Here is a 13,820-nt window from a genome sequence, read left to right as displayed (position 1 = left end):
GATGCGCGCCGGATCACCGCATCGGCGCGCTGGCGCCTTGCTGATACTCCCTTGGTGTACAGCCATACTCGCGACGAAAAACAGTGTGCAGGTATTGCGGTGATTTAAAGCCGCAATCACGAGCGATGTCGGCAATCGGTGAATCAGTATTTTCCAGCCCGTTGGCGGCGGCAGCCAGCTTGAAACGCAGTATTTCGTCGTGCACGGTGCAGTCTCGCACCTTGCGAAAGTGCGCTTCCAACGATGAGCGCGATACCCCAACGTAGGCCGCTACCTGCGCGGTCTTGATGCCTTGGCAGGCATATTGGCGAATGAACAGCAGCGCCTGCATGACGTAGGGATTGCCCAGCGGTTGATGCAGGCTTGAGGTCTGCACGTTGATTGCATCCGGCGGCACCAGAATCTGCGTGCCGGTGGAGGGCATGCCGTGCAGCATCTGATGCAGCAGGTGCGCGGCGGTCCTGCCCATGGTTTCAGTGCCTTGAATCACCGAACTCAAGGGCACCCTCGTCAAGGTGCGGGTCAACGGGTCATTGTCTATACCGATCAACGCCACTTGCTCTGGAACGGCGATCCCCGCCGTCAGGCATGCCTGGAGCAGTTGTCGGGCGCGAGCATCGCTTACCGCAATGATACCGATCGGCTTGGGCAAGGCTTGCAGCCAGGCGATCTGCTGCTCAACTGCGCTATCCCAAAGTGGCGCGCTGGTGCCCATCCCTCGATAGACCTCGGCGTGCAGACCATCGCGCTGCATCAACTGGCGAAAAGCCTTTTCCCGCTCCTGTGCCCAGCGATTGGCTTGTGCCTCAGGCAGGCTGAAGCAGGCAAAGCGAGTCAACCCGGCCTCGATCAAATGCTCATACGCCAACTTCATCAGCGCGTGATTATCCGTTGCAACGTAGGGAATGCCTTTCGGGTACGCCCGCCCATCCTGATAAGACCCACCCACTGCCACCACCGGCAGTTTTATCCCGGCCAGCGCTTCGCCGATCAACGGGTCATCAAAGTCGGCAATGATGCCGTCACCCTGCCAGCGCTCGATCCCCCGCAACCGGCAAAGGAAATCCTCCTCAAGGAACAGGTCCCAGGATGCACGTGTACTGCTGAGGTAGTTGCCAATGCCGCTGATGATGCCGCGGTCGTAGATCTTGCTGCCGTTGAACAACAGCGCGATCCGGTGCACGGGAGGTACGGTTTTCATTATTTTTGTAGGCCCGATAAACATAGATCCGATAAACGCAGCGTTTATCGACACAGGCTATGCCCGTAAACGCCGGATCTCAATACTCAAAATCGAACCAGGTGTTGGTGATTTTCATAATCAGGGGCCAAGAGGTGATTGCTAGTATCAGGACACCGCCAAGAACAATAAGGAAATCGCCCGTGTCGTACTTCCCAACCGTCGACAAGATTCTTTACGAAGGCCCGTCCAGCGACTCACCCCTCGCCTTCCGCCACTACGACGCCGACAAGCTGGTCCTCGGCAAGCCCATGCGCGAACACTTGCGCATGGCGGCCTGCTACTGGCATACCTTTGTCTGGCCAGGTTCCGATGTGTTTGGCGCTGGCACGTTCAAGCGCCCATGGCACCGCGCGGCGGCCCCCATGGAACAGGCCATCGGCAAGGCCGAAGCGGCTTTCGAGTTCTTCTCCAAACTGGGCATCGATTACTACTGCTTTCACGACACCGATGTCGCGCCCGAAGGCAGCTCGCTCAAAGAGTACCGCAATCATTTTGCGCAGATGGTCGACCACCTGGAGCGCCATCAGGAACAGACCGGGATCAAACTGCTGTGGGGCACTGCCAACTGCTTCAGCAACCCCCGTTTCGCGGCCGGTGCTGCCAGTAACCCAGACCCTGAAGTGTTTGCCTATGCCGCTGCGCAGGTGTTCAGTGCCATGAACGCCACGTTACGCCTCAAAGGTTCGAACTATGTGCTGTGGGGCGGTCGTGAAGGTTATGAAACGCTGCTCAACACCGACCTGAAACACGAACGCGAACAGCTGGGCCGTTTCATGCGCATGGTGGTCGAGCATAAACACAAGATCGGGTTCCAAGGTGATCTGCTGATCGAACCCAAACCGCAGGAACCGACCAAGCACCAGTACGACTACGACAGCGCTACCGTTTTTGGTTTTCTGCAACAGTACGGGCTTGAGAAGGAGATCAAGGTCAATATCGAGGCGAACCATGCCACCCTCGCCGGGCATAGCTTCCACCACGAAATTGCCACCGCCGTATCGCTGGGAATCTTTGGCAGCATCGACGCCAACCGCGGCGATCCGCAGAACGGCTGGGACACTGACCAGTTTCCCAACAGCGTTGAAGAAATGACCCTGGCCACCTACGAAATCCTCAAGGCCGGCGGTTTCGGCAATGGCGGCTTCAACTTCGATTCCAAGGTTCGTCGCCAGAGCCTGGACGATGCCGATCTGTTCCACGGCCATGTCGCCGCCATGGATGTCCTCGCCCTGTCACTGGAACGTGCAGCGGCCATGGTGCAGAACGACACGCTTCAGCAGTTCAAGGACCAGCGTTACGCGGGTTGGCAGCAGCCATTCGGTCAGGCCGTGCTCGCCGGTGAGTTCAGCCTGGAATCGCTGGCACAAAAAGCCTTTGATGATGAACTCAACCCACAAGCGGTCAGCGGCCGTCAGGAGATGCTGGAAAACGTCGTCAACCGGTTTATCTATACCTGAAACGAGTCCGTTACCACTCCGACTGCATGAACTGGATAGCGCTGCGACGCGGTTACATTCTCGCGACAAATCTCTGCTCGCAGCGCCTTTCAAGTCTCTACAGTTCTACCGGCTCCACATGTTTCGTCAGGCAGTGTCTTTCAAAAAACAATAAAAGGACGCACCACAATGAAAAACGTAAAACGCACCTTGCTCGCCACCGCTCTGGCCCTGCTTTCGCTTCCCGCCATGGCTGATCCTGCTCACCCGAAGATCGGTTTTTCAATCGATGACCTGCGCCTGGAGCGCTGGTCACGCGATCGGGATTATTTCGTCGCGGCCGCAGAAAAACTCGATGCCAAAGTCTTTGTGCAATCGGCGGATGCCAACGAGCAGAAGCAGATTTCGCAGATCGAAAACCTCATCTCACGCGGCGTCGATGTGATCGTCATCGTGCCGTTCAACGCCACGGTTCTGACCAACGCCATTGCAGAGGCCAAGAAAGCCGGGATCAAAGTGGTTTCCTATGACCGCCTGATCCTCAACGCCGACATTGATGCCTACATCTCCTTCGATAACGAGAAGGTTGGCGAGATGCAGGCCAGCGGCGTGCTGAAAGCAGCGCCAAAGGGCAATTACTTCCTGCTCGGCGGCGCGCCTACCGACAACAACGCCAAAGTGTTGCGCGAAGGTCAGATGAAGGTACTGCAGCCGGCTATCGACAAAGGCGACATCAAGATTGTCGGCCAGCAGTGGGTCAAAGAATGGAACCCCACCGAAGCCCTGAGCATCGTCGAGAATGCCCTGACCCGTAACAGCAACAAGATCGACGGCATCGTCGCCTCGAACGATGCCACGGCCGGTGGCGCCATCCAGGCCTTGGCCGCGCAGAAGCTGGCAGGCAAAGTGCCAATCTCAGGCCAGGATGCAGACCTTGCGGCAGTCAAAAGGGTGATCGACGGTACGCAGACCATGACGGTCTACAAGCCCCTCAAACTGATCGCGTCCGAAGCCGCCAAACTCTCGGTGCAACTGGCGCGTAATGAGAAGCCGACCTACAGCTCCCAGTACGACAACGGCAGCAAGAAAGTAGACACCATCCTGCTCACACCCACTCCGCTGACCAAGGACAACATCGATTTGCTGGAGAAGGACGGGTTCTACACCAAAGCGCAGATCGCCGGGCAGTGACTGATCGAGCCTCACCGACTCGATTGAAAACCTGAGGACAAACCTGCAGAACCGGCACACCCCGGTTATGCAGGTCTCCGGCAGCAAGCGCTGCCACCCTCACCCGTTGCGTATGCGTGAGTAACTGTCATGTCCGATTACCTGTTGCAAATGAACGGCATTGTCAAAACCTTCAACGGTGTCAAAGCGCTGAATGGCATCGACATCAAGGTCAAGGCAGGCGAATGCGTTGGTCTGTGCGGCGAAAACGGTGCCGGCAAATCCACGCTGATGAAGGTTCTGTCGGCGGTCTATCCTTACGGCACCTGGGACGGCGAAATCCTCTGGGACGGACAGCCGCTCAAGGCGCAATCGATCAGCGAAACAGAAGCCGCTGGCATCGTCATCATTCACCAGGAACTGACGCTGGTTCCTGACCTGTCGGTGGCTGAAAATATCTTCATGGGTCATGAGCTGACGCTGCGCGGCGGACGCATGAACTACCCGGCCATGATCCACCGTGCCGAAGCGCTCATGCGTGAGCTGAAGGTGCCTGACATGAACGTGGCGCTGCCGGTTTCGCAGTACGGCGGCGGTCACCAGCAACTGGTGGAAATCGCCAAGGCGTTGAACAAGCAGGCACGACTGCTGATTCTTGACGAGCCTTCCTCGGCCCTGACCCGCTCGGAAATCGAAGTCCTGCTGGACATCATCCGTGATCTCAAGGCCAAGGGCGTGGCCTGTGTATACATATCCCACAAGCTCGACGAAGTGGCCGCCGTGTGCGACACCATCTCGGTGATCCGCGACGGCAAGCACATCGCGACCACCGCCATGGCCGACATGGACATCCCCAAAATCATCACGCAAATGGTCGGTCGGGAGATGAGCAATCTTTATCCCACCGAGCCGCACGAGGTTGGCGAGGTGATCTTCGAAGCACGCAACGTGACCTGTTACGACGTCGATAACCCAAGGCGCAAACGGGTCGACAATATTTCGTTCACTCTCAAGCGTGGCGAAATTCTGGGCATTGCCGGGCTGGTCGGTGCCGGACGTACTGAACTTGTATCCGCATTGTTCGGCGCCTACCCCGGCCGCTACGAAGGTGAGGTGTGGCTGAACGGTGAAAAGATCGACACCCGCACGCCGCTCAAGTCGATCCGCGCCGGCCTGTGCATGGTGCCTGAAGACCGCAAGCGCCAAGGCATCATTCCGGATCTGGGGGTTGGCCAGAACATCACCCTCGCCGTGTTGGACAACTACGCAAAAATGACCCGCATCGACGCCGAAGCCGAACTGGGCAGCATCGACAGAGAAATCTCGCGCATGCACCTCAAGACCGCCAGCCCGTCCCTGCCGATTACCAGCCTCTCGGGCGGCAATCAGCAAAAGGCTGTGCTGGCCAAGATGCTGCTCACCAAACCACGGGTGTTGATACTCGACGAGCCCACACGCGGCGTCGACGTGGGTGCCAAATACGAGATCTACAAGCTGATGGGTGCCCTGGCAGCCGAGGGCGTTTCGATCATCATGGTGTCCTCGGAGCTGGCTGAAGTGCTCGGCGTCTCCGACCGCGTTCTGGTGATTGGTGAAGGCCAACTGCGTGGGGACTTCATCAACCATGACCTGACTCAGGAACAAGTGCTCGCCGCTGCACTCAGCCAGCCCGACAGCCATAACAATAATGATCGGAAGACCGCGTAGATGAATCAGGTCAAACAGCTCTTCTCCCGCTACAAAATGCTCGCGCTGGTGATTGCCATAGCGATCATCTGGCTGTTTTTCAGCTGGCAGACCGACGGCGGGTTTCTGACCCCGCGCAACCTCTCCAACCTGCTGCGGCAGATGTCGATCACCGGGATCCTCGCCTGCGGCATGGTGCTGGTGATCATCAGTGGTGAAATCGACCTTTCAGTGGGTTCATTACTGGGTCTGCTGGGCGGCCTGGCGGCGATTCTCGATGTGATCTATCACATCCCGCTGCTGGCCAATCTGAGCATCGTGATGCTCTGCGGGCTGATGATCGGGCTGGCCAACGGTTACATGACCGCCTACCTGCGTATTCCTTCGTTCATCGTCGGCCTGGGGGGCATGCTGGCGTTTCGCGGCATTCTGCTGGGCATTACCGGCGGCACCACCATCGCGCCGGTATCGCCTGAGTTGGTGTATATCGGCCAGGGATACCTGCCGCACTCAGTGGGAACAGGCCTGGGCATCTTGCTGTTCGCCCTGACGCTTTTCCTGACCTGGCGCCAGCGCCGCAATCGAGCCTTGCATGACCTGACCGCGCACTCGCCGGTTCGCGACCTGACGCGCGTCGTATTGATCGGCGCGGTGCTGGCCGGTTTCGTCTACACCCTCAACAGCTACGACGGCATACCGGTTCCGGTGCTGCTTCTGTTGGTTCTGCTCGGTGTGTTCAGCTATGTGACCAGCCAGACCGTGTTCGGGCGCCGCGTCTACTCGGTGGGCAGTAACATGGAGGCTACACGTCTGTCCGGCATCAATGTGCAGGCCGTCAAATTGTGGATCTTCGGCATCATGGGCGTCATGTGCGCCCTCGCCGGGATGGTCAACACTGCACGCCTGGCTGCAGGCTCGCCGTCGGCGGGCAACATGGGCGAACTCGACGCCATCGCCGCCTGCTTCATCGGTGGTACTTCCATGCGCGGCGGCTCAGGCACCGTCTACGGCGCCCTGCTCGGTGCACTGGTCATCACCAGCCTCGACAACGGCATGTCCATGCTTGATGTCGACAGCTACTGGCAGATGATCGTCAAGGGCAGCATTCTGGTACTGGCGGTATGGGTCGATGTGAGCACGCGGACGGGGCGACGGTGAGGAGTGAGGTCTTAGGGGCGGATCTCAAACTCGGGCGTTCAGGCAGTGGAGTCCTTACGCAGGATTGCCGAGCTGTATAAAACGAAATCGTCCAGATGCTGCGTGATGATCGCTACGGTGATCGGCAACTGCAGCGTCTGGTATTCATGCACGGCTATGTTCCGAAACCCCACCATATTTTTCAGAACAGGCACCAATGACGTCTCAAGCCAGCCACCGCGATGAAGCAATTCAAAAACATCGCGCGCGCTTTGAGGAACGCCAAGCCTTTCACGCCGAATCAAGTGCTGACCCATGTCGAGCGCCGCTTCACAGGCGCGCTGGATGTTGAGGATAGCGGCATCCTGTCGTGTGAAATCGGCCTCGAACGTTTCAGGACCTTTCTCGTATTCCTCTCGCGCACGGGCAACACAGCGCTCGATGGAGGCTGCCTTGTTGATCAGCACGTCATCGACCATGAATAATACCTTCGCGTTGAATGTCTTCGATCAGACCCGCTCTCGCCGAGTCCAGTGAAGTCTTTTCGCTGAGCACAAATGCCTCGAATATGCCCGCCACTTCATTTTTGGTCCAAAGACGACGGCCTCGGGTAATTATCTGATACTGCATGACGGTGGACGCTGCCCGCAGGTCTACCAGATCAACAGAGAGGCCCGCGATGTCTGCAATCTCTCCAGCCAGGCGCCAAAGCTCAAGCGGCTTCAATGTGCCGTCCACCAGCACCGCGATGTCCAGATCGCTTGCTGAGGTGGCATGACCACTGGCTTGGCTACCAAACAGGTAAACTCCCAGCAAGTGAGGCAACCGAGTGCTCAAGTGCGTCAGTATGGGCTGGAAATCCATCTGCAACCTCTCCGGCGTAGTGTTGACAGACCGTAACAGACCTCAAACAAAAAAGCCCCAGAAGGATTGCTTCCGGGGCTTTAAGTATATGGCGGAGAGATAGGGATTCGAACCCTAGGTACTGTCGCCAGTACAACGGATTTCGAATCCGTCCCATTCGGCCACTCTGGCATCTCTCCAACGGCGCGAATCATAACAGCATCGGCGCGTAAGGCGAAGCCCCTACGCTGTTTTTTTTCGTGCTTTCAAGCGCTTGCGCGTTTTTCCGGGTTAGAGCGGCACGCCCAGACGGTTTGCGACTTCTTCGTAAGCTTCGATAACGTCGCCCAGACCCTGGCGGAAGCGGTCCTTGTCCATCTTCTTGCGAGTGTCCTTGTCCCACAGACGGCAGCCATCAGGGCTGAATTCGTCGCCCAGGATGATCTCGCCATGCGATACGCCAAACTCGAGTTTGAAGTCGACCAGCAGCAGGCCTGCGTCATCGAACAGCTTGCTCAGGACTTCGTTGACCTTGAGCGACAGTTCTTTCATGCGAACCAGTTGCTCGGCGGTGCCCCAACCAAAGGCCACGACGTGGGATTCGTTGATGAATGGGTCGCCCTTGGCGTCGTCCTTGAGGAACAGTTCGAAGGTGTACGGATTGAGCTTTGTGCCCTCTTCAATGCCCAGACGCTTGACCAGGCTGCCGGCGGCGTAGTTACGCACGACGCACTCGACGGGGATCATGTCCAGTTTCTTGACCAGGCACTCGTTATCGCCCAGCAGTTTGTCGAATTGGGTCGGAACGCCCGCCTCTTCGAGTTTCTGCATGATGAAGGCGTTGAACTTGTTGTTCACCATACCTTTACGGTCGAGTTGTTCGATACGCTTGCCGTCGAACGCCGAAGTGTCGTTACGGAACAGCAGGATCAAGCGGTCAGCGTCGTCGGTCTTGAAAACCGATTTGGCTTTGCCGCGGTAGAGTTCTTCACGTTTTTCCATGATGGGCTCCGCTTGCTAAGTAGTTGGGCTAGGCGATATGTCGCCAGTCGAGCCCTGAATCTTGATCGGCCAATTGCAGCCAGTCCGGGTCGCACCCGAGGGTGTCGACAAAACATTGCCGGGCCAGATGCGGCAGGTTGTTCTTGCTGCTCAGATGAGCCAGAACCAGATGTTGCAGGCTCTGCCATCCCAGCTCGCTCACCAGGTTGGCAGCCTGATGGTTGTTCAAATGTCCCGTTTCACAACCGACGCGCTGCTTGAGGAAAACCGGATAATGACCTCGGGCAAGCATATCGCGACAGTGATTGGCTTCGATCATCAATGCGTCGAGGCCTTGATAACGCTCCAGCACGTTCGGACAGTAAGAGCCAAGATCGGTCAGCAGGCCGAACCGGCGGCGACCGTCATTGAACACGAACTGCGTGGGTTCAAGCGCATCGTGGGCGACAGACACCACATCGATGTTCAACGCCCCGACTTGCAACTGTTCCCCGCCCGCGAGCAACCCTGTGACCTCCACAGGCTTGCGCATCCCGCGCAAGGTGCCACCACTGAGGTAAACCGGCAGATTGTAGCGCCGAGACAGCAAACCCACGCCATGCACATGATCAGCATGTTCGTGGGTCACCAGAATCGCACTCAGTTGCTCGGCGCCTACACCGAGGCGTGCCAGACGCCGTTCGGTTTCCCGCAGGGAGAAACCGCAATCGACCAGCACGTACGTATCGTTGCTTGCGACCAGCGTGCCGTTGCCACGGCTGCCACTGCCCAGAACCGCGAAACGCACTTAACCCAGGTTGTCTTGAATAACGCTCAATACGCGGCGAGCGATGTCTGCAGGCGCAACGGTATTGATGTTCTTCTCGACAGTCACTTGAACGTTGTCACCCACCTTGCTCAAACGTACTTGATAACGTTCGGCGCGGGCGTCGATTTCTTCCTTGCTGGAATCGCTGCCGAACATGCGGCTGAAGATGCCACGCTGCTCGTCAGGCTTTTTCGCTTTCTCGGCAAGGTTGATGTAGTAGAGGCCCAGGCTGCGGTTGATGTCTTCAACACGCCAGCCGCCTTGATCCAATGCGCGGCCAACGCTCGACCATGCACGGTCCAGATCGGCACCCAGGTTCAATACCGGGTTGCCGCTGCCGTCTTCGCTCAACGCAACACGGCTTGGGGTGTCGTAATCACGCGCCGCCAGCAGCGAGACAGCACCACCCTTCTCGGCGTTACGGCTCATGCTGGCCAGTAGATCATCGGTCAGCGCAGCATCCAGACCCAGATTGGTGGTGCGAGCAGGGAACGCGACATCGGCAGTGCTGCCAGCCGGACGCTCGATGCTGACAACGTAAACCTCACTGGTGTTGCGCTGCACGCCCGGCTCGATACGCACCCGTACGCGGGTTTCCGAGTCGGCCGCTACGCCACTGGCGCTCAGACGCTTGGCCACTGATGCGGACAGTTCGTCCAGGCGCTGCCATGAAGAGCTGAATTCGCCAGTCTGCGGACGCTCTTCAGCGATGCGAAAGCCGTTGTCTTCGAAGTACTGATGCGCCACTGGCCATACTTCGGCGGGTTGGCGCTGAGCCAGAATCCACCGAGCGTCACCGCTTTTTTGCAGGCTGTAGTCACTGGACTCGGAGGTCGCTGCCAAAGGCAATGGACGCGGGACGATGTATTCCCCGTCCTTTTGCGCGCTTTCAGCAACGTTGCGCGGGATCGGCAACAGTGGATCCAGACGCTTGACGCCGGAAACGTCGGCAGGCAACTGCATCGGCGGGGTCTGGGTGGCATGGAGGTAGTCACTGCCGCGGTCGCGGAAGTAGCCATCTTCACCCCATAGCCAACCGCAACCGCTGGTGCTGGAGATAATCAGAGCAAGTGCGGAAAGTCCGGCCAATCGCTTCATTGCGTAATGCTTCCTCAATTAAACCAGGACGCCGGACTGGCGCATGGCCTGACGCAGCGGTTCGTGGCAGGCTTCACTGAGCCAGGTGAGCGGCAGACGGATACCGTCCGGCATCAGACCCATTTCATGCAAAGCCCACTTCACGGGGATAGGGTTGGATTCGATAAACAGTGTGTTGTTGAGCGGCATCAGTGCGTCGTGAATGGCTCGCGCAATGTCGGCATCGCCGCGCATGGCAGCGGCACACAGATCGCTCATGGCGCGCGGTGCAACGTTGGCCGTCACAGAGATGTTGCCCTTGCCACCCAGCAGCATCAATTCGACCGCCGTGGCGTCGTCGCCCGAATACAGCAGGAAGTCGCTGCTGACGCTGGCCAGGATGTCCTTGGCGCGCTGCAGATTACCAGTGGCTTCCTTGATACCGATGATATTTTTCACAACCGACAGGCGCGCAACCGTCTCAGGCAACATGTCACAGGCAGTACGGCCGGGCACGTTGTAGAGAATCTGTGGGATATCGACCGCATTGGCGATATGGCTGAAGTGCTGAAACAGCCCTTCCTGCGTCGGCTTGTTGTAGTAAGGCGTGACCAGCAGACAAGCATCAGCGCCGGCGGTCTTGGCGTTGGTTGTCAGCTCAACGGCTTCGCGCGTCGAATTGGCACCCGTGCCCGCGATGACAGGAATGCGTCCCGCCACCTGATCGACTACGCGACGAATGACTTCGATGTGCTCATTTACATCAAGCGTCGCAGACTCACCTGTAGTGCCGACGGCAACAATGGCGTTGGTGCCCTCTTGCAAGTGGAAGTCCACCAGTTTGCTCAGGCTGTCCCAGTCCAGACGACCTTGTGCATCCATGGGTGTGACCAGTGCCACCATACTGCCCGCAATCATGCAACCGCTCCTGCCGGAAAAAGAGAGCGGTAATGGTACTGGCGCCATCAGCCTTGTACAAGCGAAGTACCGCGCTCTGAGCATTCCCCTGAGCGATGGTTTTCGCTACCCTTCGTCCTTTGATCGGTACTGGTCACCTGCGCACCTCGTTCAATCGGTCGAATTTGTCGCCGGAAGCCTTGTCCCAGCGCACTCGAGCCCAGCCATGGCAATGCCATGCAAGCCAGGCGCGCCGGGCCTCAAGACGATAACCCGCACTCCCGTTTGTCGAAAAAGCCCCGCAAGACCGAAAATGTACCGACCGCTCATCGTCTAGGAATGCTGCATGTCGTCCACCCCCACAGTTCGCGAACAATTCCTTGTCATCAGTGCCCTTGGCGCAAATCCCATGGAGCTGACCAACGTCCTGTGTCGCGCCAGCCATGAAAACCGATGCGCGGTAGTGACCTCGCGTCTCACCCGCCATGGCGAGTGCAGCGCGTTGATCCTTCAGGTTTCCGGCAGCTGGGACGCCCTTGCCCGCTTTGAAACCGGGCTGCAGGGCCTTGCCAAGAAGCACGCGTTCACGATCAGTGTCGTGCGCAGTGCGACCCTTGAAAGTCGCCCTGAAGCCCTGCCATACGTGGCCTACGTCAGTTCGGCTTATCGGCCGGACATCATCAATGAACTGTGCCAGTTCTTCATTGATCATAACGTTGAGCTGGAAAACCTGATCTGCGATACCTATCAGGCGCCACAGACTGGCGGCACGATGCTGAACGCCACATTTACCGTGACCCTGCCTGCCGGTACTCAAATCAGCTGGCTGCGTGATCAGTTTCTTGATTTCGCCGACGCATTGAATCTGGACGCGCTGATCGAACCCTGGCGCCCACAAGCCCCGATGTAAGGAATTCTCATGGCCGTTGAAGTAGATCAATCCGTACCCGATTTTCAGGCACCCGCCACCAGCGGACAGACTGTCAGCCTGTCAGGGCTCAAGGGCCAGCAGGTGGTGATTTATTTCTACCCTAAGGACAACACCCCAGGCTGCACGACACAGGGCCAGGACTTTCGCGACCATATCGCGCAGTTCCAGGCGGCCAATACCGTGGTGCTGGGCGTTTCCCGCGACAGCCTGAAGACGCATGAAAACTTCAAGGCCAAGCAGTCGTTCCCGTTCGAGCTGATTTCGGACAAGGACGAAGCGGTCTGCCAGCTGTTCGACGTCATCAAGCTCAAGAAGCTGTACGGCAAGGAATACCTGGGTGTCGATCGCAGTACCTTCCTGATCGACAAGGACGGCGTATTGCGCAAGGAATGGCGTGGCGTGAAAGTCCCGGGCCATGTGGCCGAAGTCCTGGCTCAGGCAGAAGCACTGAACAAGGCTTGATCGCACAACGATCGCTGCGACGCGCAACCTGTCGCAGCGGCTCGCTGATCTTTACTAAAGTAATGGCGCTACTGTGGGCTCATTACGCGGCCAGGCATCAAGTACAGCCTTGAACAGGGTTGCCAGCGGAATCGCGAAGAATATCCCCCAGAAGCCCCACAGGCCGCCAAACAACAGCACCGCGCAGATGATCGCGACCGGATGCAGATTGACCGCCTCCGAAAACAGCAAGGGCACCAGTACGTTGCCGTCCAGCGCCTGAATGATGCCGTGCACCATCATCAGGTAGATGAACTGATCGCCCCAGCCCCACTGAAACAGACCGATCAGTGCGACGGGCACCGTCACCACCACCGCGCCGACATAAGGCACCACCACCGACACACCGACCAGCATCGCCAGCAGCGCGGCATAGTTGAGCCCCAGCGCAACGAACGCCACGTAGGTGACGCCCCCGCAGATGAAAATCTCAATGACCTTGCCGCGAATGTAGTTGGCGATCTGACGGTTCATCTCCTCCGCCACACGATTGAGCAAGGCACGTTCGCGGGGCAGATAATTGCGTGCCCAGCGCCCGATCATTCGGCGATCCTTGAGAAAGAAAAACACCAGGATCGGCACCAGCACCAGATAGATCATCAAATTGACCAGCAATGGCAGGCTCGACAACGAAAACGTCAGCGCCAGTTGGCCGAACTTGCCAATCTCCCCCCTCGCCACTTCGATGGCCTGAAGCACCTGCTCATCGGAAACCAGATGCGGGTAGCGTTCCGGCAGTAACAACAGCAGCGATTGCCACTTGGCGAGCATGCCCGGAAGTTCGTTGAACAAGGTGATCAACTGATGCCAGAGCAAGGGCACCAGAACCAGCATGAACACCAGCAGGACGCCGATGAACAGCGCGAACACCAAACCCACGGCAGCCACTTCCGGCAAGCGCAAGCGCTCCAGCAGACTGACCAGCCCCTGCATCAGAAACGCCAGCACCAGCCCGGCCAGAACCGGAGCCAGCATTCCGCCTAAAGTCAAAACGATGGTGAACGCCAAAAACAGCAGGACCGCCAGTACCACGGCCTCTTCATCAGAGAAATACCGCTGCACCCAACCGCGAAGCACATTGAACATCAA

At 58.1% G+C, this 13,820-nt stretch carries 14 protein-coding genes and 1 tRNA gene; 6 read left to right on the top strand and 9 right to left on the bottom strand.

Annotated elements, in window-relative coordinates; all coding sequences use genetic code 11:
• Positions 1-13: 13 nt before the first annotated feature.
• Positions 14-1,201: a XylR family transcriptional regulator gene (locus tag KDX37_RS19065; RefSeq protein ID WP_231654260.1), complete on the bottom strand. Its 1,188-nt coding sequence runs from the start codon at positions 1,199-1,201 to the stop codon at positions 14-16.
• 182 nt (positions 1,202-1,383) lie between these two features.
• On the opposite strand from KDX37_RS19065, the gene xylA reads away from it, so the two are divergent.
• The 4 genes from xylA (at position 1,384) to KDX37_RS19045 (ending at position 6,693) form a co-directional block, all read left to right on the top strand.
• On the top strand, positions 1,384-2,700 hold the full coding sequence (xylA, locus tag KDX37_RS19060) for a xylose isomerase (protein ID WP_231654259.1): 1,317 nt from the start codon (positions 1,384-1,386) through the stop codon (positions 2,698-2,700).
• Positions 2,701-2,868: 168 nt separating this feature from the next.
• Positions 2,869-3,870 carry a D-xylose ABC transporter substrate-binding protein gene (xylF, locus tag KDX37_RS19055; RefSeq protein ID WP_231654258.1) on the top strand — a complete coding sequence of 334 codons (1,002 nt, stop codon included), beginning with the start codon at positions 2,869-2,871 and terminating at the stop codon, positions 3,868-3,870.
• A gap of 129 nt (positions 3,871-3,999) precedes the next feature.
• Positions 4,000-5,556 (top strand): D-xylose ABC transporter ATP-binding protein, encoded by a 1,557-nt coding sequence (gene xylG, locus KDX37_RS19050; RefSeq protein ID WP_231654257.1) that lies wholly within the window; start codon positions 4,000-4,002, stop codon positions 5,554-5,556.
• On the top strand, positions 5,557-6,693 hold the full coding sequence (locus tag KDX37_RS19045) for a sugar ABC transporter permease (RefSeq protein ID WP_231654256.1): 1,137 nt from the start codon (positions 5,557-5,559) through the stop codon (positions 6,691-6,693).
• A 38-nt stretch (positions 6,694-6,731) separates the two neighbouring features.
• Here KDX37_RS19045 and hepT read toward each other — a convergent pair whose 3' ends face one another.
• The 7 genes from hepT to dapA form a co-directional block, all read right to left on the bottom strand.
• The gene (gene hepT, locus KDX37_RS19040; protein WP_231654255.1) at positions 6,732-7,151 is read right to left on the bottom strand and encodes a type VII toxin-antitoxin system HepT family RNase toxin; all 420 of its coding nucleotides are present in this window, start codon (positions 7,149-7,151) and stop codon (positions 6,732-6,734) included.
• Positions 7,141-7,536 (bottom strand): type VII toxin-antitoxin system MntA family adenylyltransferase antitoxin, encoded by a 396-nt coding sequence (gene mntA / locus KDX37_RS19035; RefSeq protein WP_231654254.1) that lies wholly within the window; start codon positions 7,534-7,536, stop codon positions 7,141-7,143. The genes hepT and mntA overlap by 11 nt, the downstream gene beginning before the upstream one ends.
• Before the next feature lie 89 nt (positions 7,537-7,625).
• Positions 7,626-7,715: transfer RNA gene (locus KDX37_RS19030), tRNA-Ser, on the bottom strand.
• Positions 7,716-7,806: 91 nt separating this feature from the next.
• Positions 7,807-8,517 (bottom strand): phosphoribosylaminoimidazolesuccinocarboxamide synthase, encoded by a 711-nt coding sequence (gene purC, locus KDX37_RS19025; RefSeq protein ID WP_231654253.1) that lies wholly within the window; start codon positions 8,515-8,517, stop codon positions 7,807-7,809.
• A 28-nt stretch (positions 8,518-8,545) separates the two neighbouring features.
• Positions 8,546-9,304: an MBL fold metallo-hydrolase gene (locus KDX37_RS19020; RefSeq protein ID WP_231654252.1), complete on the bottom strand. Its 759-nt coding sequence runs from the start codon at positions 9,302-9,304 to the stop codon at positions 8,546-8,548.
• Positions 9,305-10,423, bottom strand: coding sequence for an outer membrane protein assembly factor BamC (gene bamC, locus KDX37_RS19015; protein WP_231654251.1), 1,119 nt, complete (start codon positions 10,421-10,423; stop codon positions 9,305-9,307).
• A gap of 18 nt (positions 10,424-10,441) precedes the next feature.
• Positions 10,442-11,320, bottom strand: a complete 879-nt coding sequence (gene dapA, locus KDX37_RS19010; RefSeq protein ID WP_231654250.1) for a 4-hydroxy-tetrahydrodipicolinate synthase — start codon at positions 11,318-11,320, stop codon at positions 10,442-10,444.
• Between the two features lie 325 nt (positions 11,321-11,645).
• Here dapA and KDX37_RS19005 point away from each other — a divergent pair, with 325 nt between their 5' ends.
• Both KDX37_RS19005 and KDX37_RS19000 read left to right on the top strand, forming a co-directional pair.
• Positions 11,646-12,209, top strand: coding sequence for a glycine cleavage system protein R (locus KDX37_RS19005; RefSeq protein WP_231654249.1), 564 nt, complete (start codon positions 11,646-11,648; stop codon positions 12,207-12,209).
• Positions 12,210-12,218: 9 nt separating this feature from the next.
• A complete protein-coding gene (locus KDX37_RS19000) occupies positions 12,219-12,692 on the top strand; it encodes a peroxiredoxin (protein WP_231654248.1) in 474 nt (157 codons plus the stop codon).
• Positions 12,693-12,746: 54 nt separating this feature from the next.
• On the opposite strand, the gene KDX37_RS18995 is transcribed toward KDX37_RS19000, so the two are convergent.
• On the bottom strand, positions 12,747-13,817 hold the full coding sequence (locus KDX37_RS18995; RefSeq protein WP_231654247.1) for an AI-2E family transporter: 1,071 nt from the start codon (positions 13,815-13,817) through the stop codon (positions 12,747-12,749).
• Positions 13,818-13,820: the final 3 nt, after the last annotated feature.

It is taken from the genome of Pseudomonas californiensis, assembly GCF_021147775.1.
GTDB classification, from domain to species: Bacteria; Pseudomonadota; Gammaproteobacteria; order Pseudomonadales; family Pseudomonadaceae; genus Aquipseudomonas; species Aquipseudomonas californiensis.
This window is presented reverse-complemented; position numbering and strand designations above follow the sequence as displayed.

Excerpts from the sequence above, each read along its gene's own strand:
- KDX37_RS19065 (WP_231654260.1), bottom strand. The coding sequence starts at position 1,201 with ATGAAAACCGTACCTCCCGTGCACCGGATCGCGCTGTTGTTCAACGGC.
- xylF (WP_231654258.1), top strand. The coding sequence starts at position 2,869 with ATGAAAAACGTAAAACGCACCTTGCTCGCCACCGCTCTGGCCCTGCTT.
- xylG (WP_231654257.1), top strand. The coding sequence starts at position 4,000 with ATGTCCGATTACCTGTTGCAAATGAACGGCATTGTCAAAACCTTCAAC.
- KDX37_RS19045 (WP_231654256.1), top strand. The coding sequence starts at position 5,557 with ATGAATCAGGTCAAACAGCTCTTCTCCCGCTACAAAATGCTCGCGCTG.
- hepT (WP_231654255.1), bottom strand. The coding sequence starts at position 7,151 with ATGGTCGATGACGTGCTGATCAACAAGGCAGCCTCCATCGAGCGCTGT.
- mntA (WP_231654254.1), bottom strand. The coding sequence starts at position 7,536 with ATGGATTTCCAGCCCATACTGACGCACTTGAGCACTCGGTTGCCTCAC.
- purC (WP_231654253.1), bottom strand. The coding sequence starts at position 8,517 with ATGGAAAAACGTGAAGAACTCTACCGCGGCAAAGCCAAATCGGTTTTC.
- bamC (WP_231654251.1), bottom strand. The coding sequence starts at position 10,423 with ATGAAGCGATTGGCCGGACTTTCCGCACTTGCTCTGATTATCTCCAGC.
- dapA (WP_231654250.1), bottom strand. The coding sequence starts at position 11,320 with ATGATTGCGGGCAGTATGGTGGCACTGGTCACACCCATGGATGCACAA.
- KDX37_RS19005 (WP_231654249.1), top strand. The coding sequence starts at position 11,646 with ATGTCGTCCACCCCCACAGTTCGCGAACAATTCCTTGTCATCAGTGCC.
- KDX37_RS19000 (WP_231654248.1), top strand. The coding sequence starts at position 12,219 with ATGGCCGTTGAAGTAGATCAATCCGTACCCGATTTTCAGGCACCCGCC.
- KDX37_RS18995 (WP_231654247.1), bottom strand. The coding sequence starts at position 13,817 with ATGTTCAATGTGCTTCGCGGTTGGGTGCAGCGGTATTTCTCTGATGAA.